The following is a 21,955-nucleotide window of genomic DNA, read 5'->3' on the forward strand; positions in this document are numbered from 1 at the left end:
TGAATCTCCAGTTTATTCGGCTTCGTGTTGGGAAATCATTGAATTTACTTTAAGTGCATATTGGCCATTGATGATGCCGTAACGGCACTCCATAACCGGCACACTATTCACTTGCGCTGTCACAGTCTCAGGAATATCAACGGGGATTACATCACCTACCTGCATGCTGAGAATCTGTTCAAAGGTCACTTTGGCTTGACCCAGGTTTGCAATTAATTCAACTTCGGCCCCTTGTATTTGTTTAGATAACGATCGGACCCAGCGTTTGTCGACTTCCATATGATCACCTTGTAAAGTGCTGTAAAGTAAATCACGTATCGGTTCAACCATTGAATAGGGTATGCATATATGAAATTGTCCACCGCTACCACCTAAATCAATTTCAAAAGAAACGCAGACGACGACTTCGTTAGGTGTCGCTATAGATGCAAACTGTGGATTCATTTCCGACCGGATATATTCGAATTGAACTGAATAAACCGGTTTCCAGGCTTTTTCAAATTCCTCAAAAACCACATTGAGTAATCGTCTGATGATACGTTGTTCGGTTTCAGTGAAATCCCGTCCTTCTACACGCGAATGATAGCGACCATCGCCACCAAACAGATTATCTACAATCAAAAAAATCAGGTCGGGCTCGAATACCATTAGAGCGGTGCCGCGCAATGGTTTCATTTGAATCATGTTGAGATTGGTTGGCACAACCAGATTGCGTATAAACTCACTGAATTTGATTACTTTAACCGGTCCAACCGCGATATCAACCGTTCTGCGAATAAAGTTAAACAAGCCAATACGCAGTTGACGTGCAAAGCGTTCATTGATGATTTCATAGGTGGGCATGCGCCCCCGAACGATACGCTCTTGTGTTGCGAGATTATACGTCCGAACCCCGGATTCATTTTCTTCCTGGTTTTCTTCATCCTGTTCGCCATTTGCACTTCTTAATAGTGCATCAACTTCGTCTTGTGAGAGAAAATCTTCAGCCATGATGTTTTATTGAATAACAAATGAGGTAAATAAAACTTCCAGTATTGCCTCGCGATGTATTTCAGAATCAAGTGTGTTCCTTACTTCATCAGTTAATTCAGAACTCAGGAACTGCTTGCCTGCCAGCGTGGAGAGATCTTTTGCTGTTTTGCTGGTCAATATCAAAAGAATTCGATTACGAATTTCTGGTATGAGTCGATCTATCTCAATTGACACATCGGTGTCGCGTATTTTTATGGTAAGTCCTAATTGGAGATATTGTCCTTTTTCTTCAGGCTGCAAATTAACCGTAAAGATGTCGAGTTCTTTGAATGCAGTCGGCATTTTTTTGGTTTGCCCCCGTTCAAATTCATCTTCTTGTTGTCCTTGCATGAAAAACCATGCGCCACCTGCACCTGCCCCAATTGCAATGATGGCGACTAAAATCATGATGACCATTCCCTTCTTCCCACTTTTCTTTTCTGTTTTATCTGCGTCTGGTTTGTCAGCCATATTACTTTTGCTCCTGAAATTGATGTCATGAATTATGAAATATCCTACTGAAGAACGATATGGTAAATAACAAGCAATTATTATGGCTTTTTTAAGATACAACCGACTGACAGTAGTGTTTAGCAAGTCGTTAAAAAACTTTCTATGTTGACGTTACGATGTTGGTAACAGGTTCAAAATGTTTGTTTTTATATAAAGACGGACCAGGTAGTATCAGTTTAATGCGTTGTCCTATATCCAGTTTTTGGAAAATCGGTGTTTTGGCGTGTTTGATGCGTGTCATAATGATCATCTGGGGAAATATAATTTTTGCTGGAGTGTCGCTGTGAAAGTTGCTGTTATTTTTAATAAGCGCAAGAATACTGAAGGCGAAGGCGTTATCAATGTTTTTGGCGCACAAAATCAAGAGACCTATAATCCTGCGACGGTGGAGCGTGTTGCTGCGGCACTTGAACAGGGCGGACATAATGTGCGTGTAATTGATGGCAATATTCATGTCATTGAACAGTTGCAGGACTTTATGCCACGCGTGATGCAAGGTGATCAGCCTGGCATGGTGTTCAATATGGCGTATGGCATTCAGGGTGTCAGCCGCTATACACATATTCCTTCCCTGCTGGAAATGCTCGGTATTCCTTACGTTGGTTCAAGTCCTGCCGGACACGGCATCGCGCTGGACAAAGTGACTACTAAAGTGATGATTCAAGCAGCAGGACTTCCGACTGCGCCATATTGGGTATTTCATAATGCAGATCAGATTCAAGGTGATCTTCCTTTCCCTGTCATTACAAAACCGAAGATGGAAGCGGTTTCTCTCGGTATTCAGGTAATTCATGATATGAATTCTCTGCGGACAGCAATTACCGGGCTGGTGGCTCAGTTCAAACAACCTGTTTTAGTGGAACAGTTTATTCCGGGCAGGGAGTTTGCTGTGGGCCTGTTGGGTAACCACGATCCTGAAGTTCTACCCATCGTGGAAATTGATCTGGAAGGAGATGCATTTGGTATCCAGAGTCTGGAAGACAAATTGAGAAAACCTAAAAACAAACTCTGCCCGGCACAAATAGATGACAAGCTTGCCAATGAATTGCGCAGACTTACCAGAGAAACCTTTAAAGTGTTGGGTATTTTTGATTTTTGCCGGGTCGATTTTCGTATGGATGAAGATGGCAACCTGTATATCCTCGAATTGAATTCAATGGCCAGCCTGGGTATGACGGGAACTTACGTTTGTGCCGCCAAAGCAGCGGGCTATACCTATGAATCATTGATTAACCGTATGCTGGATGTGGCGGTGGAACGTTATTTTGGCAAAGAATTTGATGATGCTGCACTCAATCGAGAGGAAGAAACGACTATAACCAGAAAAGATCCGCTGCGCGTCAGACTCCGGAGTTTTCTGCGCAGTAATATCGGCACGATGGAAGATTATCTGGAAAAAATGGTGGATATCAATTCATTCGTGGAAAATATCGATGGTGTTAATTTGCTGGGTCGATGGATTTCCAGTCAATTGTCTGGTTCCGGTTTCGATCGGCAGGTATTTTCAATGTCTGAGGTCGGTAATGTACTTTACTTCACGAATCATGCCGGGGAAGCCAATGATGTTCTGATCGTTGGCAATCTGGATAATCCGGTTGATTATGAGGATTATATTTCGTTTTCTGAAGAACGTGGACGGATTTACGGAACGGGTGTATCCAGGGGAAAAGGGGGCATTGCAGTACTTTTGGGCGCATTGAAAGCGCTGCGTTATACGCGCACCGTCAAACGCGTGAAAATCGGTCTTTTATTTATTACCGATGATTCCAAAGGCGGCAGCTCTTCACGGACTATTATGCAGGAACTTTCCGCCAAATCAAATTATGTACTCGGTCTTAATGGCGCCGGTCTGAGTGGTGAAATTATCACGGCAAGTCTTGGATCAACCTGCTTTAATATCGAAGTTAATCGTACCCGGAGCAAGGTGCGTAATCAGTTTTTTTCGGATGAAGATGATCCCGTTTTGTATTGTGCGCAGAAAATCAATCAGTTGAAGAAACTCAATTCTGAAGAAAACAGTGTTTTTGTGACCTTGACCGGGATGGAGACACGCGGCAATGAGGATCAACCGGTTTATCATGCCGCGCTCTCTTTTATATTACGGTATCAAAATCCGGAACAGAGCAAAAAAATGGATGTTCAGATTATGCGTATTTTTGAACCCAAACCGCATGGATCGGTGCGTGTCAATGTTACCAAGGGTGCGCAAAGAAAGCCTTTTTTGAGTAATAACAGTACGTTGCAGTTTTATGATCAGATTGAAAAAATCGCCAAGGTTGTTGAGGTTCGCATCAATAAAGAGGAAACGGGTATCACTTCATTATTAGCTAATGTTGCGCCAGGAGTGCCTGCAGTTGATGGTTTGGGACCGAGGACAGGCGGTTACGGATCCAAAGATGAATATATTGTGCGTGACAGTATGATAGATCGTAGTGTATTACTGGCTTATCTGATTTACAAAATCGGTAGACAATTCGGTTGATGAAACTCGATAAAATTGAAGGGTGTTTCGTTCCCTCCGAGGATGGTAAGTGTGCTGTTGCGCAAAACGGCATGGTTTCAACTGCTTTTCCGGAAGCGACAGAAGCGGGCGTTGAAATGCTGCGCCGGGGAGGTAACGCCGTTGATGCAGCCTGTGCGGCGGCATTTGCACTGGGTGTTTGCGAGCCTCAGGCCAGCGGACTGGGGGGGCAATCGCATGCTATGCTGCATTTTCAGGGAAAGACTGTTGCCATAGACGGTTCAAGTCGTGTGCCTTCCCTGGCTCACTTGGATCAAATTAGCGATAACAGGGAACTGATCAAAGGGTATCGTGCTACTACCGTGCCCAGTACGCCCGCTGTTTTAGGCTATTTACATTTTCGCTATGGTTCACTGGATTGGTCAGAAATTCTCGAGCCAGCCATTCAGATAGCATCCGGTGGTTATGCAATTACGCCATTGCAGCATCAGTTGCAGCAGCGGGAACTGAAAAAATTTTTAGGTGCTCCCGGACGATCTGGCGCACATTATTTCCTAAAAGATAGCGTACAACCCTATGATGCCGGCGATATTTTCAAGCAGCCCGACTTGGCCAGATTGCTGGAAAAAATAGCCTGGCATGGTATCAAAGCATTTTATACCGGCGTTGTGGCGGAACAGATAGATGAAGATATGCGTCAATATGACGGATTTCTGAGGGCAGAAGATTTGGCATACATCCCCTGGCCAGTGGAAAGAAGGCCGTTACACAGAAATTACCGGAGTGTCAGAGTATTTACCTGTCCGCCACCTTCAGCGGGTAGAACATTGCTGTTAACACTGCAGATTTTAAAGAATCTTCCAGCCCGTTTTTTACTGGAACGTGATCCAAAGTCATTTCATTTTATTGCGGAGGCATTCAGGAAAGCGCTGCTCAATCATAAGGAACGTCCATTTGATCCCAATGTTTATCCGCAATTGCCGGATGATAAAAAACTGCTGAGCAGTATTTATGCTAAAAGATTATCGGCATCAATCCGTGATGTGATAGATCCCGATTTGCCCCTGCACGACTTGTATCCCGCACAAAGCGACACGACGCATTTATCAGTCATGGATAATCAGGGCAATGCCATCGGGATAACGCAGTCGATTGAGCTTGTGTACGGCTCCAAGGTGGCTGCTGCGGGCCTGGGATTTTTATATAACAATTACATGAGTTCGCTGGAGTTTAAGGATCCTTCGCATCCTTATTACTTGCGCCCCAATGCGAGGCCCTGGAGTTCTGTCGCTCCTATTATTTGTTTTTATAAAGATAAATTGTGGATGGTAGCAGGCAGTCCGGGAAGTGAAAGAATTTTTTCTACCATGAGCCAGTTTCTGACACATATGATTGATGGCGATATGCCGATGAGTACAGCGATGATTCATCCCAGGTTTCACTGTTCGGTCGGTGGTACATTGAGCATAGAGGCTGATCGGTTTCCTGTGGAAGTGCTGGACTATTTGCAATCAGTGGGCTACAAAATGGACCTGCGCGAGCCATATTCATTTTACCTTGGGGCTGTGCATGCGGTGCTCAAATGTCAGACCAATGAATTATTTCACGGCGTTGCTGAAATTCGAAGGGATGGTTTCGCGGCAGGACTATAATATAGGTCTAGGATATCAACTCATGGCGTTATTTCCGGTTTTACTTTCTATTCCTCATGGAGGCGATCAAATTCCGTCCGAGCTTGTGGCGCATGCGGTTATTTCAAAGCAGGACATGCTGGCTGACAGCGATGCATTTACGCGCGAGATATATGGTATAAAAAAAGACGTGGCTTTTATTGTCGATACCTCGATTGCACGTATTTATGTGGACTTGAATCGTGCAGCGTCAGATTTGCCGCCTGTCAATCCGGACGGCATTATCAAAAGCCAAAGCTGTCACGGTGTGCGGATTTATCGCCATGATTTGTGGCAGAATCAATCACTGGTTAATATTTTGCTGGAAAAGTATTATCACCCCTATCATCAGAAAATACAGACGATACTTGGGCAGCACAACAACCTCGAACTCATGCTCGATTGTCATTCCATGGAAGCAGTCGGCCCCGTCATTGGCCCTGATCAGGGTATTGAGCGTCCGGCTATTTGCCTGGGCAGCCGTTATGGTCAAAGCTGTGGCCCGTCAATAGTAAAACAAATGGCACATGCAATGCGTCGTGCATTTGAACTTAAAGCAGATCAATTAACGATCGATCAACCATTTGCGGGTGGCTATATTACAAAGCATTATGGCAACAACCCGGTACCTTGTATCCAGATAGAGTTAAACCGCAGGCTCTATCTTGAAAAAGGCTGGCTGGATGAACAAACCGAACAGATCAATACTCAAAAGATTACTGAATTACAACAAAAATTCAGGTATGCGCTCGAACTGTTTTTTGCTTGAGCACAATCTCTCCTTTCACTTCAATCCAGAAGACTGATTGAGGCAGTGATCTATAGAAACGAGTTATTTCATGTACCATGCTGCTGGCGAATAGAGTTGATCAACTTGGATGTTGTGCGTTTTAAGCGTGTCGTCTCCATTACGTACATGATCAGGTACTTGGTTGTTGCGCCGACGCCATCACGACAGTTTGCTCTGACTATGAAGCAGGCGAATGAAAACGTGCCCTATCATCATCAGTGAAAAGATGATATCAAGCCGTAAGAATAGTCTGGAGCGGCTTGAATATCGTTGTTATTTTGTGGTTGTTATTGATACATTTTTATATCAATAATTAACTAAATGATTAAATGTGCTGACTTTCCGCTGTCATGATAAACAGGGAAAATCATGACAATTATCTGATGCTTATAAGACACTTTGATGTCGTTGAAATACAACTCGCCCATAAACCGAGTGCCGTTCAAACCGATCACTTCAAAACGACGTCCGATACGTGAGAGGAAGCGTAAATATGAATTTATGCGCTTCCCATCTTCCAACAAATCAATTTTGGTCAACTGTGGTATTACTTTTGAAACATGCAGTTTGCTTGAGTGTTCTGAATAACCCAGTAATGCCGCGCCTTCTTTATTTGTATTCAGTATTATGCCATCGTCTGAAAGCATAAGAATGGCCGGTGTATCTTTGTGTCGATTAACATTATTAACATGCCATTGCCCTTGATTGTCTGTCGTCATTTCTCTCGTTTGCGTTTTCATTGGTTCTCCTCCTTTTCTGCTGCCAACCAATCATCCAGTTCATGACCGGATGCAAATCCGCGTTCGAGTGCTTTATAGTAAGCTGCTTCTTTGATGCGCAATTGTGATAGAGACATATCATCAGCACTGGGATCTGTCGTTTTGACGCGTCTAGTAGTTGGTTTTGGATTGATGTTGCTATTTTGAGGTTTGGTCACTATTGTTTCCATCCAGGTCTCCTTGTTAAAGACGTAATTCGCTTTATGTCCGAGTAACGGACATGGCTGAAATGTGCGTTTCTGGATTTTTCTTACGCTGTGTTTTATCTGAGAAAAGTCTACCAAAACGTAAAATAAAAAAATATACGTATTGACACGTACGTGATAACCCTTATATTTGTATCTTGTGAGATTGTATGGCTAGTCTAAATACGGTGAAATTTCAGTCATGCTTGGTTATGAGGGATCATTTGTGGCGAACAAAAAATCAAATATCGATCACTCATTGAAGGAACCGCTCTGCGGAGCAGATTGCCGGGAATTGTTCGATACAGTGACGGAACCAATGCTACTTGTGAGCGAGTCGGGACAAATTGTGTTAGCCAACCCGGCTGCGCAGCAAGTGGTCGGATATGTGCAGAGTGAACTGATTGGATTGAATGTTGAGGAACTCATACCGCTTCGTTTTCGGGAGCATCACCGACAGTATCGCAGGCAGTATTTTGCTCAACCACGCAAACGGTCAATGGGTAATGGTGAAGGTCTCGTGCTTTTGAACCGGAGCGGTCAGGAAATTGATGTCGAACTTGGTTTGAACTCCATAACGTTAAATAAGCAGGTTTACACCTTATTGACATTGAATGTTCTGGTTCAGCACAGCCAAGCTGAAAATGCACTGCGGGAGAGTGAGGAACGTCTATGGTTAATCAAGCAGTCGGCTGGTGTGGGCGTATTTGATATCGATTGCATGAGGGATAGAGTTTATTGCGATGAACGGATGCGCGAGCTCTTGTGGTATGAAGCTGATGAAATCATGTCGCTGGAAGCACTTTTAAATAAAATTCATCCTAATGATCGTCCACGGTGTCAGGCAGCACTGGACGAAGCGGCCAGTCCAGCTAGGGATGGTCTGTGCCGGATAGAGTTTCGGGTTGTACAATCGAAAAATCTTGAGGAGCGCTGGATTGCTGCGTTAGGACAAACACAATTTGAAAAGGGCACTGCAAAACGCATTGTTGCCATAGCACGGGATATCACTGAGCGAAAAATGCTCGAACGGACACTTCAGCAGCAACGCAACGAAACTGAGATGCTGTCTAACCAGCAGATTGCAATTATTACTGCGTCAGCTATCGCCCACGAGCTTAACTCTCCGCTGACCGCAATATCGGCGTATAGCGAAGTTGCGCAGCGCACTTTGGGCGATGAGATAATCGATCATGACAAACTAAGAGATGCGTTTGCAGGCTGTGTTGATCAGGTGCAGAAAGCCGGTAATAAACTTAGGGAATTACTCAGTTCTCTCCAGGGCAATGAAGTTGAAACCGAAGCGCTGAACCTTAACCATGTCGTGGAAGACGCGTTAAAACAGGCACGGGGAGATGGTTATGGGGAATTTCATCTGATACTTGAGCTGGAATCGAGTCTTTGTACAGTGAAAGCCAATAAGATACAAATCCAGCGTGTTCTTGTGAATTTAATCAGAAATGCGGTTGAAGCCATTCGTGCGCAGAGTGTACCTGTTTCAGAAATTACCATTGCAGTAAAAACGCTGGCGAATGAGAGTATGTCGATGTTAACAATCAAGGATAATGGGCCGGGTATTGATCGAAATACCATCAGTCGTATATTCGAACCGTTCTTTACAACCAAGCCGACCGGTTTTGGTATGGGTTTGTCTATCAGCCGTGCGCTGATTGAAGCGAATGGCGGCCAGCTCTGGGTCGATCCTGACTTCCGGCAAGGCGCACAGTTTCACTTTACGCTGCCTTTCGCATCATGAGTCTTTCTGAATTTACAGTTTTTATCATTGATGACGATGCGGCTGTGCGACGTTCCCTGAAGCTGTTAATTGAACAGGAGAACATTCGCGTACAGGATTTTGAAAACGCCGAGGTTTTTCTAAAGGCGCTTAAGCCCGACTTCACAGGTTGTATTGTTACGGATATCAACATGCCGGGTATGGATGGTTTGCAGCTACAGGAAGTACTGCATCATCATCAGTACACAATGCCGGTTATCTTTCTTACAGGTTACGGTACGATTCCCAGGAGTGTCCGGGCGATCAAGGCCGGCGCAGTGGATTTTTTGACTAAGCCGATCACGCGTGAAAAGCTGCTTGTGAGTATTCGCGCGGCATTCATTGAATGTAAAAAGTTGATGGAAACAAACAGGCACAACTGTGAAGCGAAATCTCGCCTGTCAAAATTAACTGAGCGTGAAAAAGAAGTCATGGTACTTGTTGTCCAGGGGTTTTCAAGTAAGGAAATTGCAACGCAACTGGATATCAGTCATCGTACTGTGGAGATTCACAGAGGCAATATTATGCACAAGACAGGTGCAGCTAATTTATTAGAATTGGCGCAACTTGCGCATGACACTGAACTGGACGATTACAAATACTCGAACTAAGATCGATTTTAATGGTGGTATTGCATAGGCTGTAAGCAGTGTTATTGACAATACATCCAGTAACCGAAATTGAGCTCGTATTATCGCTTGCTTTTTTATGGTTTTTGAATAGCGTTGGTTCAATAGGTTATAAGAATTGGGAAAACGTACCTGCTGTTATACAAATTTAATATAGGTATGCACGATGAATAAAACACCCGTTGTTCCCGCACTAACTACTGAACGTCAACAACGAGCGGACGAATATTTTCAGGTTCATTTAAACGGCCAGCGGGAGTGGTACAGTCAAAAAGCGTCTTCATATAAACGTTGGGGACAGCATTTGAGTGTCGTGATAATTGCATCCGGTTCACTTGTGTCGGTAGTTCAGTTGCTTCCAGTTGATGCCGGTGCGCGTTGGGTTACAATCCTGACGGCCTGTCTGGGTTTAGTTATAACGCTGGCCAAGGGCGTAGACCGTATCGGTAAATTCGAGGAATCCTGGGTAAGTTTCCGAAAAGCTTCAGAAAGTATGAAACGTGAGTACCGTCTTTATATTAATAATGCCGGATCTTATTCAACGATGAAAGACGAAGACCGGGCTTACCGGTTGTTTGTTGAGCAAATCGAACAGATTATTGCTGAAGAGCAACAAATATTCTGGCAAAGCCGGGAAGCTGCAAACGAGGGACAGTCTGTAGCATCCAAAGCAAGCACCGATTAATACTTAACAAGTGGAGTGGGTGTTGCTGGACCAAGTCTGTATCTGAAAGGGCGAAAACGCAATGCAGGATGATTTCTTTATCACGTTATTGACGGGACAGTTGCCCTTTATATTGATTGCTTCAGCTGTTCTGGCAATGCCGTTGTCCTGGTTGTTACTCTGGCGTTACCGTAAAGCGGTCAGTAAAATTATGTCTGAACGGGCCAGTCAGCCGACTGTACAGTTTCAGATGCAGCCTGAAATACGCGTAAAATCCATCTCGAAATCCGATAATTTCCTTTTGGACGACGCATCGCGACTACGACTGCAGTTCGTTGATCGCGAGCGTTTTTCCAGTAAACCCGAGAACAGTCTCTGGTTGAAGTCTTTGAAAATACTTCAGCGGGCTGCTTGCGTTCATTTGTTTGCAGGCTCAGTGTTTGCGTTGATAATGGCGTCGGTATATTTGATTTCCGGCATTGAGGAAATTGTCGCCATGCAGCTAATTGTGATGGGTACTATTTTTTTCTGGCCTGTTGTGCTCGTTTTCAATCAGTTGACGACAACCGCTTTCAAGCGGGCATTCGTCAACATGATGTTCTATTTTGCCGCATTGTTGATGATCAATAGTATTGTTTTGATGCGTAATCCGCACATGGGGTTTGCTGACCTTTTTGTTGTGTGGGCAACCTATAATCTGCCGCCGACGTTAGTACTGGTGGCATTTCTAAACCGGCATATACGGGCTGTTGGACCCATGGTCTGGGTTTTTATGCTTGCTGCCATTACAGGCAGTTTGTTAGCACTAGGCCTGGTCGATGCAAGTGAAATGTTGTTGAGCGTATTAACCCAGCTGGGCGCAACGGTTTCATTCGAGGCCACAGGTATTTTTGCGTTCATTCTAGTGACGGGTTTTGTTGTTTTCTCCATTGGTGGGTGGTTGCTGCTTAAACGCATTGGCAAAGTGTATGCATCCCGTATTATCAGCGACCAGTCGTTGGTTGTCGATTCAGTGATGTTGATTTTTGCGATTTATTATGCAATTAACATCGCTTTTGAAGGCCCAATATGGGTACTTTCCGGTGTGGCGGCTTTTGTGGCCTACAATCTTATTGTGCGGCAAGGAATGAAGTACGTTGCTCACCGCTCTTCTCCAGTGATGCCGCTGCTGGTATTGCGCGTTTTTTCACTTGGAAATAAAAGTGAAGCACTCTTTCAGGCTATTACCCAACGGTGGCGTTATCTGGGCAATGTGCAGTTAATCGCCGGACCAGATCTTGCTATAGCAACGATAGAGCCGCATGAATTTCTCACTTTTTTGTCTGGGCGCTTAAAGTAGAAGTTTATTCATGATGAGAAAACACTGCAGCAACGGTTGGCAGCTTTGGATACCCAGAAAGATTTCGATGGCCGTTTTCGAATCAACGAATTGTTTTGCTATGCTGATACCTGGAAACTGGCCTTAGCTGAATTGGTAAAACAGCAAAATACGGTATTGATGGATTTGCGCAGCTTTAGCGCAAGAAAGCCTGGCTGTATCCACGAACTGAACACGCTGGTCAGCGTGGTGCCGCTGCACTATATTTTGCTGGTTGTCGATGAAACAACGGATATGAATTTCTTGTTCCAAGTGCTACAGAAAGCGTGGCAGCAACGCCGGGGGAACGGCATTGCTGACAGTGTGGATGGTCATGCGATCCGGGTGTGCAAACTTGCGCTCTCAGCCGATCCAGTCAAGGTACTCATACCAGAACTATGTGATGTATCACAGTAAAAACATGCTAAGACTAAGCATGAAGCAATACTGTCGCGAGTATGATTGTAACACCTCTCAATTCAGATTCTGATAACGTCGACGCTTACCTGGACGGTGGTCGCCGGCGTAACGAGTTCGTCAATCGTCGTCATCATCATCGTCATCGTCATCATGATGATGGTGTTTGTAATTATTTATATGAATATTATCACCGAGGAAGGTAACTTCCCAATTTTCAGATTTGCCGCGGCGAGCCATATGTACGGTAACGTATGAGCCGTTTATCTCGACACATGGGATAATCATCAGTCCTTGCTGGATGTCGACTGTTGAGATACATGCATCAACGTTGACTGTTTTGACTTCAAAACAGTTGGAAACATCAACGGTTACGGTATCTACGAAAGGATTACCGTTACTGTCCTGCGGGTGCACCGTAACGACTGCATAATCATGTTTAATCACGACATCGGTTGCGGTATGCAGCAGGTGCGTTACATCATGACCTGCTGGATCAAGTAAAGGAGGGGCCGTGCACTGATTGATCTGTCCGGTACCCAAGTTTTTTACAACCAATCCTCTGTCCGCGATGAAAATGCGATCACGTTTTATGATGACACTTTCTGCTAACGCGGTACTCATCATACACAGAAGCACGATTGCCGCAGTCAAGCAAAGTTTGTTTTTTAGCGATTTCATTTTTTAATCCATTATTATTAAAGTATTTATGTAAGTATTTATAATCATGCTTTTATAGTGATGCATATGAACGTTACGAGCGTGTATAATTTTTTCTTGTGCAGATTATAACGAAATGGTGCTGAAAACAATGATATATTTACAAAAAATTGCAACTTTATGATAAATATACTCAATGTTAGTATGTTGCGGATAAAAAGAATAAGCGGAATGTTTGGCTGATGGGCCAAAGATATCCTAAATTTGGAATTACATAGGGACTTGGACAATATGATTACAAAAAATATTGATTATCAGGACGGAAATACGCTGTTGGAAGGTTTTCTGGCCTATGAGGATACCGCTAGTGCCAAACCTGCAGTGATAGTCTCGCATGACTGGAGCGGACGGCGCGAATTCGCCTGTAAGGCGGCGGAAAGGATTGCGGCGATGGGGTATGTGGGTTTTGCGCTGGATATGTACGGAAAGGGGATTTATGGCCGCGACGGCGATATTGAAGGAAACGGTGCGCTCATGAGTCCTTTCGCTACAGATCGGGCGTTATTGCGACAAAGAATCAATGCGGCACTCGAAGCTGTGCGCAATTTACCGCAAGTGGATGCATCGCGCATTGCAGCAATGGGATTTTGTTTTGGGGGTATGTGCGTATTGGAGCTGGCCCGCTCAGGTGCTGATGTTAAAGGCGTGATCAGTATTCACGGTATTTTCGCACCGGGGAATGTCGCCAATGAAGCCATAACTGCTAAAGTTTTATGTTTGCACGGTCACGATGATCCTATGGTGCCACCCGAGCAGGTACTTGCTTTTGAACAGGAAATGACTGATGCCAAAGTTGACTGGCAGGTGCATGTATATGGCGGCACAATGCATGCCTTTACCAATCCGGTAGCTAATAACCCTGATTTTGGTACGGTTTACAGGGAAACGGCTGCAAACAGAGCTTATCAGTCCATAGCCAATTTTCTGGATGAAATTTTTTAATGTGTGATGGATTCAAGTACCAACTGCAATTACCAACTGCAATTACTGGCAACAATCAATAATTTTTGAAAATACCATACTGAAAAAGTATTCGATTGCCCGGCAAAAGCAAACGGTATCATTGCCAGAAGTCGAACCTGACAGGCTGTTGAGCGGTGTTTTGAGTCTTTTTTAACAGCGCGGTAGCAACGCGGGGGTGTTCAATCAATCAGGCACAAATTTTCCATCCAAGCATTTCACCGGCACCGATCGGTACAAGTGTTTCTTCCGCGAATTTGATTTGTTCGGGTATCTGCCAGTTTTCCTTTTTAAGCGTGATATGCGAACTGTTACGCGGCAGTTGGTAAAAATCGGCACCATTAAAACTTGCGAACGCTTCCAGTTTGTCGAGTGCATTGGCTTGTTCAAAAGCTTCTGCGTATAGTTCGATAGCAGCGTGGGCAGTGAAAATACCTGCGCAGCCACAGGCTGTTTCTTTCAGGCTGCGTGCATGCGGTGCGCTGTCGGTACCGAGAAAAAATTTTTTATTTCCGCTGGTTGCGGCTTTAAGAAGTGACTGACGGTGCTGCTCGCGTTTGAGTATCGGCAGACAGTAGTGATGCGGACGAATGCCGCCCTTAAAAAGGGCGTTTCGATTATAGCGTAGATGATGTGCGGTGATAGTCGCTGCGATATGGCCGGGGGTGGCGGTCACGAAAGCAACGGCATCCTTTGTGGTGATATGTTCCAGCACAATGCGCAAATCCGGGAAGCGCTGGGTGAGCGGAGTTAATACGTTATCAATAAAAACTTTCTCCTTGTCGAAAATATCCACGGCAGGATCGGTGGCTTCACCGTGAATTAATAACGGCATGTTGTTTTTCTCCATGGCCTCCAGAGTGTTATAGCACCGCGTGATATCGGTAACGCCGGCATCGGAATTGGTTGTCGCACCGGCGGGATAAAGTTTTACCCCGTGCACAATATTGCTTGTTTTTGCGCGGACAATTTCGTCCGGCGTGGTATTGTCGGTCAGATAAAGCGTCATTAGCGGTTCAAAATCATTTTTCAGGTGATCCGGAAGCGCTGACAGAATGCGTTGCCGGTATGCGCGTGCCAGTTCCGTGGTTACAATCGGCGGTTTCAGATTGGGCATGATAATCGCGCGTGCGAATTGTCTGGCGGAATAAGGCAGCACAGCCTGCATATGTGCGCCATCACGCAGGTGCAGATGGAAGTCGTCTGGGCGGGTGATGTAGAGTGTATTGAGTGTATTCAAGGGATTTAACTCGGAGTCGCTTTAGAAAAAATGTCTCTATTATACGCGATGCATTCTCTCATGTTGTTCGGGCTATTCCTTCATTGATAACGCCAGTTGATACAGTACTTTTTTAGACTCCCCAGAAATTTCCGCGGTTAATTTGACTGCCTGTTTCAATGGCAATTCGTGCAGCAGTATTTTGAGCGTGTTTTGAGCCTGCTCGCTGATTTCGGATTTATCCTGGATTGCCGCACCGGAAACCAGTAAAACGAATTCGCCTTTTTGTTGATGTGTATCGGCCTCCATCCAGGGAATTGCTTCACCCAGCGTACAGACATGGATTGTTTCAAACAATTTGGTGAGCTCGCGCGCAATGGTTAATTGACGTTGCATACCGAGTGTGGCTGCCATATCGCCCAGACTCTCATGAATACGATGTGGTGCTTCAAAAAAAATGATCGGATAGGGCAGCGACGCGACTATCTTCAGTTCGCGTCGGCGCAGCCCGGATTTTGCTGGAAGAAAACCATAAAACAGAAAATGTGGTTCGGTTATGCCTGCAGCCGATAATGCACAAATGGCTGCATTTGCGCCTGGAACCGGGATGACAGCAAAACCGTGTCCACGTACATGCTGAACCAGGATCGCACCGGGATCTGAGATGGCCGGCGTACCTGCATCAGTGATAAAAGCGACAGATTTTCCTGCGGTCAAAAAATCAACTATTTTGTTGGCAGCGGTTATTTCGTTGTGTTGATGCAACGCGACCAATTTCGTACCGCACGTTGAAATTGAGTGATGTGACAACAGGTGTTTGGAGTTCTGAATATGCTCGGCTGCAATGACGTCAACATGAGCAAGTATTTCCAGCGCGCGCAGGCTGATATCGTTTAGGTTTCCTATTGGTGTTGCAACCACATATAATGCGCTTTTAACTGGCATAAACAAATTTTTTACAATGCAACGTTTTTATATCGTTATTTTGGTGGCAGTCGTGGCACTACTATACGGCAGCCCGCGCGCTTTTGCTACTCATCCGGAAGGTTATTTCCCTGATGCGAATGTTCCGATGCCGGCACCTGTTTATATGCCCGTTTCACATATTGCGTTATTGCTTCCGCTGGATTCGCCATCTTTTCGCGATGCAGCGGAAACAGTAAGAAAAGGTTTTGAGGCCGCCGCAAAACGTGAAGCAGCAATACCCTTGACGATCCGGGTTTACGCAACATCAGATGATCCGCTGGATGTTTTGATTACCTATCATCAGGCACTGGATGCAGGCGCTGTGCTTGTTGTCGGACCACTGACGCGTAATGGTGTAACCGCGCTGGCTTCAAGTCATGTTGTAGAAGTGCCGACATTGGCCTTAAACAGCGCGGATGTGGACATGCTATTGCCGCCCAATTTATATTTGTTTGGCTTGCAAACGGAAAGCGAAGCTGTTCAGGTCGCGGAAATGGCCCTGTCTGCCGGCAAAAGACATGCCATTATCATCAAGGATGCTGGCGGGCTATCCGTACGTTTACAAAGCGCTTTTGCCAATCGCTGGCTGTCCGATTACGGCAATACGGCTGAATCAATCGAATATGAGCAGAACCAGGCTTTCTTTTCGCAGCTTCGGAGACATACCGCGGGTGAAGACAATCTGGTTTTTCTGGCGCTGGATGCTGATAAAGTACGCCGTATTCGTGCATATCTGAATCCTGCAACCCCTGTTTATGCTACTTCACGTATTTTTGTTACTAATCAGGATCCGCTCTTCAATCACGATTTGAATGGTATTCAATTTATGGACATGCCCTGGTTGTTACTGCCGGATCATCCGGCAGTAATGGCGTATCAAGGTCCAGATAAAAAACAAAAAAAAGATACTGAACGTCTCTATGCGTTAGGCATTGATGCATTTCGTCTGATGAGCTATATGCTGCAAGTGCGTTCACCCTATGAAATTGCCTTTGATGGCGTTACCGGCCAGATTCATTTTGTCGCCCCTGCTTACTTTGTACGTGTCCCGGTTGCCGCCAAGATTGAAAATGGTAAGGTGCAATTACTGAAATAATTACAATAGTGTATGCCGATTGATGAAAGGGCATGATGCCGAACAGATTGCAGCATCTTATTTAGTGCGCCAGGGGCTTAAGCTGGTCGAACAAAACTATCGTTGCCGCTTTGGAGAAATCGATCTCATCATGTCCGAAGGACAAATACTGGTCTTCGTAGAGGTCAGAATGCGCGCCAGTGATGCTTTTGGCGGTGCGGCCGCCAGTATAACAACAACCAAACAGACAAAACTGCTGCGTACTGCGCGCCATTATCTATCTGGACTGCAACATGAACCCGCCTGCCGCTTTGATGCGATACTCATGACAGGAACGCATAACCCGAGAATTGAATGGGTCAGGGATGCTTTTGGCGAATAATTTTACAAATGAATGCTGCGTCCGCCATCGACTGCAATAATCTGACCGGTAATGTAAGGTGCGTCATCAATCAGAAACTGTACTGTTTTGGCAATATCTTCGGGTTCTCCAATCCGTTTCAATAATGTTCCCTGAATGATTTTCCTGCGTGCTGCTTCATCCGACCATGCACTTTCTTCCGGCCAGAGTATCGGACCCGGCGAAACACCGTTTACACGAACTTCCGGCCCCATTTCCAGTGCCAGGGACTTGGTAAGTGCCAGCAGGCCGCCTTTAGCAGCATTGTAAATGACAAAGTTTTTCAGTGGCCGCTCGGCATGGATATCCACGATATTAATCACGCAGCCACGTTGTGCCTTGAGATACGGTGCGGCCGCCTGCGTTAGAAATAACGGCGCCATTAAATTGCTGCCAATCAAATCGTCCCAGGCTTGAGTCGTACATGCTTTCAATGGCGTTGCAAAAAAACTTGAAGCATTATTAATTAAGGCATCCAGACGGCCGTAGCGTTTGATTATTTTTTCGATCAATTCCGGTAACAGATCAATATCCAGTAGATCGGCCTGCGCCACGGAAGCTGAATCAGGTCTTTTTCGAGTGAACTCATGCTGTAATGCGCGCGCTTCCTCCGCCGAACTGCGGTAGTGAATGGTAATACGCGCGCCTTTTGCATGTAATCTGCGGCATATCGCCGCGCCTACGCGTTTTGCACCCCCTGTTACCAGAATCACTTTTTCTTGCACAGTTTTCTCCAGTAGCCAATTTTCGATTATTATTAGGTTATCTTTGAAACAATACAGCGTGTTCTACAGCATGTTTCCGACAATTTACCATAAATGATACTTTTTTAACGACACCAACTGAAGTCATGACAACCCTTTCGAAGTTATCAACCTTGCCGGCATGTAGTGAAATTGCGTTGGCCCACAGTCATAAACTGCAGTCCATCATTCGTGATGAAATTGAATCGGCGGGTGGCTGGATTTCATTTGCACGTTATATGGACAAGGTACTTTATCATCCGGGGCTGGGCTATTACAGTGGTGGTGCAACAAAGCTGGGCGGTGGCGGTGATTTTGTCACCGCGCCCGAAATTTCCGTATTATATGGCCGCACGCTGGCAAGGCAGGTGCGCCAGATTGACGAACATGTTGCAAAACATACCGGCTTTGCAGACATGCTTGAGTTTGGTGCAGGTTCTGGCAAACTGGCGTTAGATCTGTTGCGGGAACTGGAACAACTGGATGCTTTGCCACGGTGTTATTATATACTCGAAGTCAGTGCCCAGCTGCGCGAGCGGCAGCAAAAGCTGCTGGCCGAGCAGGCTTCACATCTGATGGCGCGTGTGGTCTGGCTGGATCGGTTGCCCGACCGGTTCTGCGGGACCGTGCTCGCCAATGAAGTAATTGATGCGATGCCGGTTCATCTGGTTGAGTGGCGGGGCAATGAAGTTTTTGAACGGGGCGTTGCCTGGAATGAGCACGAACAAAATGGCGTTTTTGTTTGGGAGAGCCGGCCAATAGCGAATGAAACACTCAAGTTCCACGCTGAATTGCTGTCGGCCCGGATAAATCCGGATCAGGATCCTGCCTTCAACTACATCAGTGAGGTCAATCTGGCTGCAAGATACTTTATGCGCAGTCTTGCCGGAATGTTGGAGCAGGGTGCTGCAATACTGATCGACTATGGATTTGGTGGTCGTGAATATTACCATCCGCAACGTAGCCAGGGAACACTCATGTGTCATTATCGCCATCATTCACACCCGGATCCCTTTTTCCTACCGGGGTTGCAGGATATTACCAGTCACATAGATTTCAGCGCACTGATGGAAATCGCTGAAGAAACGGAATTGTCATTGATGGGTTATACTACCCAGGCCCATTTTTTATTAAATTGCGGTGTTACGGAAATACTGGCTCGGATTCCAGTAGAGGATGTGCAAAATTACCTGCCAGCAGCCAATCAGTTGCAGAAGCTGGTCAGTCCTGCTGAGATGGGGGAATTGTTCAAAGTGATTGCTTTTGGCAGAAACATTGCACAGCCGCTGGTCGGATTTGTCAAGGGCGATAAAAGCCGGATGTTGTAATCTGTAAGTGAAAACACTTTGTTTTTAGTTGTGTTTTGTGCTGCAGGCAGCAGCAATTGTCTGCAGCGTTTGATCATCCAGTTTCATTTGTGCGATTTCAAACAATTCACGTTCCTCAAAACGGATATGCTGTTCCAGTAATTCGCCCAGCATTTTTAAATTGGCAGTATCGCGCACGGTATTTGGGGATAACAGTTGGCGTAACGTTTCATGTTCAGCATAAAGCTGATCTACCAATTGATCGACGTTCGGGTCATTGAGTGCTTTTAAGGCGGCTGCAAGATAGGATTCTTCAATGACAAAGTGTGATATCAAGACGCTTTTTGCATGTGCAAGCAGTTCTGTCCAGATTTGTTGTTTCTCAGAATTCTGTGTTTTTTCGCCAGATGCTGCCATTTTGGCCTTTCGTGCCAGCACCAGACCGTAGTGGTGATCCATTGACAAGGCTTTTAGTGCAGCCGCTCTTTTCAAAATTTCTCTCCAAAAAAACGCACAAAATACGTTATTCTGCTATTTTATCGGTTTAATAGGCCGTTGCAAAACTTTTTCAAGGCAACCGATGCAAGGTAAAAACAGACGAATTTTTGCAAGCAGGTTTTGAACGCCGGGACGACAACGCAGATAGTTTTTAACAGCCTGTTAATGACTACTAAGGTTGTCAGTGCGTAATCTTGCTCGAAGGGAGAATAGTGCAATGTTTCAAGATCGTGAGGATGCTGCCGCACAATTGGCAGAACGATTATTGCCGTATCAGGAACAACACCCATTGGTTTTAGCGATACCGCGAGGTGCGGTACCGATGGCAAAAATTATTGCTGAAAGATTGTGTGGTGACATGGACATAGTCCTTGTCCGTAAACTGGGTGCACCCGGTAACCCTGAATTGGCCATTGGTGCGGTTGACGAAACCGGTTGGATATATCTGACCAAGGAAGCCGAGCTGATTGTTCACGATCAGGAATATATTGAGACCGAAAAGAAAAAACAGCTTGAAACCATGCAGGTACGGCGAAAAATGTATACACCTGTGCGGCCGCCGTTGAATCCAGAAGGACGTATTATAATTGTGATAGATGACGGTCTGGCTACCGGATCGACCATGATTGCCGCCTTGCATGCCTTACGTGCGAAGCATCCGCAGAGATTAATCTGCGCGGTACCCGTTGCACCGCCAGAGACGCTGGATAAAGTGGCATCTTATGCAGATGAAACGATTTGCCTTGAATCCCCACAATTCTTTTATGCAGTCGGACAGTTTTATCGAGTGTTTCAGCAGGTCAGCGACGAAGAGGTGATTGCTTTGCTGAAAGAATAGCTGCAGTTGACACTGTTATTCGGTATAAAATAAGTGAAAATGAATGAAGCTTTTCTAAAGGAGCTGTTACTGATGAATATCCGAACAATCATTATTCTGTTGATGCTTGTCATGATCACGGCCTGTGCGACATCACCAACCGGCAGGAGCCAGTTGATTTTTATGCCGGACGATGAAGTCGATGCAATGGGGTTACAGGCTTTTGATAATTTGAAATCTGAAAAGCTGATTAATCGCAATGTGCAAGAAAACGCTTTTGTTCAGTGTATTGCGGACGCGATTACACGCGAGGTCGGTGGTAACTGGGAAGTGGTCGTCTTTGAAGACGAAACACTTAACGCATTTGCATTGCCGGGCAATAAGATCGGCGTCCACACAGGAATGGTGGATATGGTCGATAATCAGGGTCAACTCGCGTCTGTCATTGGCCACGAAGTGGGGCATGTATTGGCGAGACACAGCAATGAGCGTATGTCACAGAAGCTGGGTGCACAGGTGGGCGTATCATTAATTGCAGCAGTTGCAGCACCACAAACCGCATTGGGGCAGACTGCCGTCAGTTTGCTGGGCGTGGGTGCGCAATACGGTGTTATTATGCCGTTTAGCCGTCTGCATGAAAGTGAAGCGGATGATATCGGTGTCGAACTCATGGCAAAGGCAGGATTTGATCCGAGGGAAAGCATTACACTATGGCAAAAAATGGCACAGGCCAGTCAGGGTGCGCAACCAATTGAATTTTTATCTACGCACCCATCGCATGGAACCCGGATAGAAGATTTGCAGGCTTTAATGCCTGAAGCAATGGCTCTGATGCAGCAGGCACATGCTGCCGGGAAAAATCCGCGCTGCGCAAAATGAGCTTGTAACGTGTTCATATTGCCGATTCTTAAAAATTCAGTGCTGAAAAGTATGGTTTTGATCCCTTTGATGGGTATTGTGATGTTGAATTGCTGTATTGAAAGACCTGCTCCCAATGTTG

At 45.5% G+C, this 21,955-nt stretch carries 23 protein-coding genes; 14 read left to right on the forward strand and 9 right to left on the reverse strand.

Translation table 11 applies throughout. The annotated features are described in order from the left end of the window. Positions 1 to 12: 12 nt before the first annotated feature. On the reverse strand, positions 13 to 990 hold the full coding sequence (fliM, locus tag C8R11_RS00695) for a flagellar motor switch protein FliM (protein WP_107794022.1): 978 nt from the start codon (positions 988 to 990) through the stop codon (positions 13 to 15). A gap of 6 nt (positions 991 to 996) precedes the next feature. Beyond that, entirely contained in the window at positions 997 to 1,482 is a 486-nt protein-coding gene (gene fliL / locus C8R11_RS00700; protein WP_107794023.1) for a flagellar basal body-associated protein FliL, read from the reverse strand. Between the two features lie 325 nt (positions 1,483 to 1,807). Here fliL and C8R11_RS00705 point away from each other — a divergent pair, with 325 nt between their 5' ends. Genes C8R11_RS00705 through C8R11_RS00715 form a run of 3 tightly spaced genes read left to right on the forward strand, consistent with a single transcriptional unit; the run spans position 1,808 to position 6,424 of the window. Then, positions 1,808 to 4,006: a M20/M25/M40 family metallo-hydrolase gene (locus C8R11_RS00705; RefSeq protein ID WP_107794024.1), complete on the forward strand. Its 2,199-nt coding sequence runs from the start codon at positions 1,808 to 1,810 to the stop codon at positions 4,004 to 4,006. Next, positions 4,006 to 5,637, forward strand: a complete 1,632-nt coding sequence (locus C8R11_RS00710; RefSeq protein ID WP_107794025.1) for a gamma-glutamyltransferase family protein — start codon at positions 4,006 to 4,008, stop codon at positions 5,635 to 5,637. The genes C8R11_RS00705 and C8R11_RS00710 overlap by 1 nt, the downstream gene beginning before the upstream one ends. 22 nt (positions 5,638 to 5,659) lie before the next feature. Next, entirely contained in the window at positions 5,660 to 6,424 is a 765-nt protein-coding gene (locus tag C8R11_RS00715; RefSeq protein WP_181258113.1) for an N-formylglutamate amidohydrolase, read from the forward strand. A gap of 338 nt (positions 6,425 to 6,762) precedes the next feature. On the opposite strand, the gene C8R11_RS00720 is transcribed toward C8R11_RS00715, so the two are convergent. Further along, a complete protein-coding gene (locus C8R11_RS00720; RefSeq protein WP_107794027.1) occupies positions 6,763 to 7,185 on the reverse strand; it encodes a hypothetical protein in 423 nt (140 codons plus the stop codon). Continuing rightward, positions 7,182 to 7,394: a DUF2934 domain-containing protein gene (locus C8R11_RS16380; RefSeq protein WP_219908510.1), complete on the reverse strand. Its 213-nt coding sequence runs from the start codon at positions 7,392 to 7,394 to the stop codon at positions 7,182 to 7,184. Before C8R11_RS16380 ends, C8R11_RS00720 begins: the two co-directional genes overlap by 4 nt. A gap of 241 nt (positions 7,395 to 7,635) precedes the next feature. Here C8R11_RS16380 and C8R11_RS00730 point away from each other — a divergent pair, with 241 nt between their 5' ends. The 5 genes from C8R11_RS00730 (at position 7,636) to C8R11_RS00750 (ending at position 12,250) form a co-directional block, all read left to right on the forward strand. Then, positions 7,636 to 9,165, forward strand: coding sequence for a PAS domain-containing sensor histidine kinase (locus C8R11_RS00730; protein WP_244907499.1), 1,530 nt, complete (start codon positions 7,636 to 7,638; stop codon positions 9,163 to 9,165). Next, positions 9,162 to 9,794 carry a response regulator transcription factor gene (locus C8R11_RS00735; RefSeq protein WP_107794028.1) on the forward strand — a complete coding sequence of 211 codons (633 nt, stop codon included), beginning with the start codon at positions 9,162 to 9,164 and terminating at the stop codon, positions 9,792 to 9,794. Before C8R11_RS00730 ends, C8R11_RS00735 begins: the two co-directional genes overlap by 4 nt. Before the next feature lie 184 nt (positions 9,795 to 9,978). Then, positions 9,979 to 10,497 carry a DUF4231 domain-containing protein gene (locus tag C8R11_RS00740; RefSeq protein WP_090703361.1) on the forward strand — a complete coding sequence of 173 codons (519 nt, stop codon included), beginning with the start codon at positions 9,979 to 9,981 and terminating at the stop codon, positions 10,495 to 10,497. Positions 10,498 to 10,558: 61 nt separating this feature from the next. Further along, on the forward strand, positions 10,559 to 11,815 hold the full coding sequence (locus tag C8R11_RS00745) for a hypothetical protein (RefSeq protein WP_107794029.1): 1,257 nt from the start codon (positions 10,559 to 10,561) through the stop codon (positions 11,813 to 11,815). Between the two features lie 45 nt (positions 11,816 to 11,860). Further along, the gene (locus tag C8R11_RS00750) at positions 11,861 to 12,250 is read left to right on the forward strand and encodes a hypothetical protein (protein ID WP_146159038.1); all 390 of its coding nucleotides are present in this window, start codon (positions 11,861 to 11,863) and stop codon (positions 12,248 to 12,250) included. Between the two features lie 120 nt (positions 12,251 to 12,370). Here C8R11_RS00750 and C8R11_RS00755 read toward each other — a convergent pair whose 3' ends face one another. Continuing rightward, a complete protein-coding gene (locus C8R11_RS00755) occupies positions 12,371 to 12,931 on the reverse strand; it encodes a hypothetical protein (protein WP_107794031.1) in 561 nt (186 codons plus the stop codon). Between the two features lie 270 nt (positions 12,932 to 13,201). Here C8R11_RS00755 and C8R11_RS00760 point away from each other — a divergent pair, with 270 nt between their 5' ends. Beyond that, positions 13,202 to 13,912, forward strand: coding sequence for a dienelactone hydrolase family protein (locus C8R11_RS00760; protein WP_107794032.1), 711 nt, complete (start codon positions 13,202 to 13,204; stop codon positions 13,910 to 13,912). 208 nt (positions 13,913 to 14,120) lie between these two features. On the opposite strand, the gene pyrC is transcribed toward C8R11_RS00760, so the two are convergent. Then, on the reverse strand, positions 14,121 to 15,170 hold the full coding sequence (pyrC, locus tag C8R11_RS00765) for a dihydroorotase (RefSeq protein ID WP_107794033.1): 1,050 nt from the start codon (positions 15,168 to 15,170) through the stop codon (positions 14,121 to 14,123). A gap of 72 nt (positions 15,171 to 15,242) precedes the next feature. Next, positions 15,243 to 16,094, reverse strand: a complete 852-nt coding sequence (gene rsmI, locus C8R11_RS00770) for a 16S rRNA (cytidine(1402)-2'-O)-methyltransferase (RefSeq protein WP_107794034.1) — start codon at positions 16,092 to 16,094, stop codon at positions 15,243 to 15,245. Between the two features lie 16 nt (positions 16,095 to 16,110). On the opposite strand from rsmI, the gene C8R11_RS00775 reads away from it, so the two are divergent. Both C8R11_RS00775 and C8R11_RS00780 read left to right on the forward strand, forming a co-directional pair. Next, on the forward strand, positions 16,111 to 17,211 hold the full coding sequence (locus C8R11_RS00775; protein ID WP_107794035.1) for a penicillin-binding protein activator: 1,101 nt from the start codon (positions 16,111 to 16,113) through the stop codon (positions 17,209 to 17,211). Positions 17,212 to 17,233: 22 nt separating this feature from the next. Continuing rightward, positions 17,234 to 17,572 carry a YraN family protein gene (locus C8R11_RS00780; protein WP_090699825.1) on the forward strand — a complete coding sequence of 113 codons (339 nt, stop codon included), beginning with the start codon at positions 17,234 to 17,236 and terminating at the stop codon, positions 17,570 to 17,572. A 2-nt stretch (positions 17,573 to 17,574) separates the two neighbouring features. Here the strand turns inward: C8R11_RS00780 and C8R11_RS00785 are convergent, their stop codons facing one another. Beyond that, the gene (locus C8R11_RS00785; protein WP_181258114.1) at positions 17,575 to 18,315 is read right to left on the reverse strand and encodes a pteridine reductase; all 741 of its coding nucleotides are present in this window, start codon (positions 18,313 to 18,315) and stop codon (positions 17,575 to 17,577) included. A 125-nt stretch (positions 18,316 to 18,440) separates the two neighbouring features. On the opposite strand from C8R11_RS00785, the gene C8R11_RS00790 reads away from it, so the two are divergent. Then, the gene (locus tag C8R11_RS00790; RefSeq protein ID WP_107794037.1) at positions 18,441 to 19,661 is read left to right on the forward strand and encodes a class I SAM-dependent methyltransferase; all 1,221 of its coding nucleotides are present in this window, start codon (positions 18,441 to 18,443) and stop codon (positions 19,659 to 19,661) included. 24 nt (positions 19,662 to 19,685) lie between these two features. Here the strand turns inward: C8R11_RS00790 and C8R11_RS00795 are convergent, their stop codons facing one another. Beyond that, positions 19,686 to 20,132, reverse strand: a complete 447-nt coding sequence (locus tag C8R11_RS00795) for a hemerythrin domain-containing protein (RefSeq protein WP_107794038.1) — start codon at positions 20,130 to 20,132, stop codon at positions 19,686 to 19,688. A gap of 223 nt (positions 20,133 to 20,355) precedes the next feature. Here C8R11_RS00795 and C8R11_RS00800 point away from each other — a divergent pair, with 223 nt between their 5' ends. Together C8R11_RS00800 and C8R11_RS00805 are read left to right on the forward strand one after the other, a co-directional pair. Beyond that, a complete protein-coding gene (locus tag C8R11_RS00800; RefSeq protein WP_107794039.1) occupies positions 20,356 to 20,976 on the forward strand; it encodes a phosphoribosyltransferase in 621 nt (206 codons plus the stop codon). 72 nt (positions 20,977 to 21,048) lie between these two features. Next, entirely contained in the window at positions 21,049 to 21,834 is a 786-nt protein-coding gene (locus tag C8R11_RS00805; protein WP_107794181.1) for a M48 family metallopeptidase, read from the forward strand. Positions 21,835 to 21,955 lie beyond the last annotated feature (121 nt).

The sequence above is a fragment of the Nitrosomonas aestuarii genome (assembly GCF_003046585.1).
GTDB classification, from domain to species: domain Bacteria; phylum Pseudomonadota; class Gammaproteobacteria; order Burkholderiales; family Nitrosomonadaceae; genus Nitrosomonas; species Nitrosomonas aestuarii.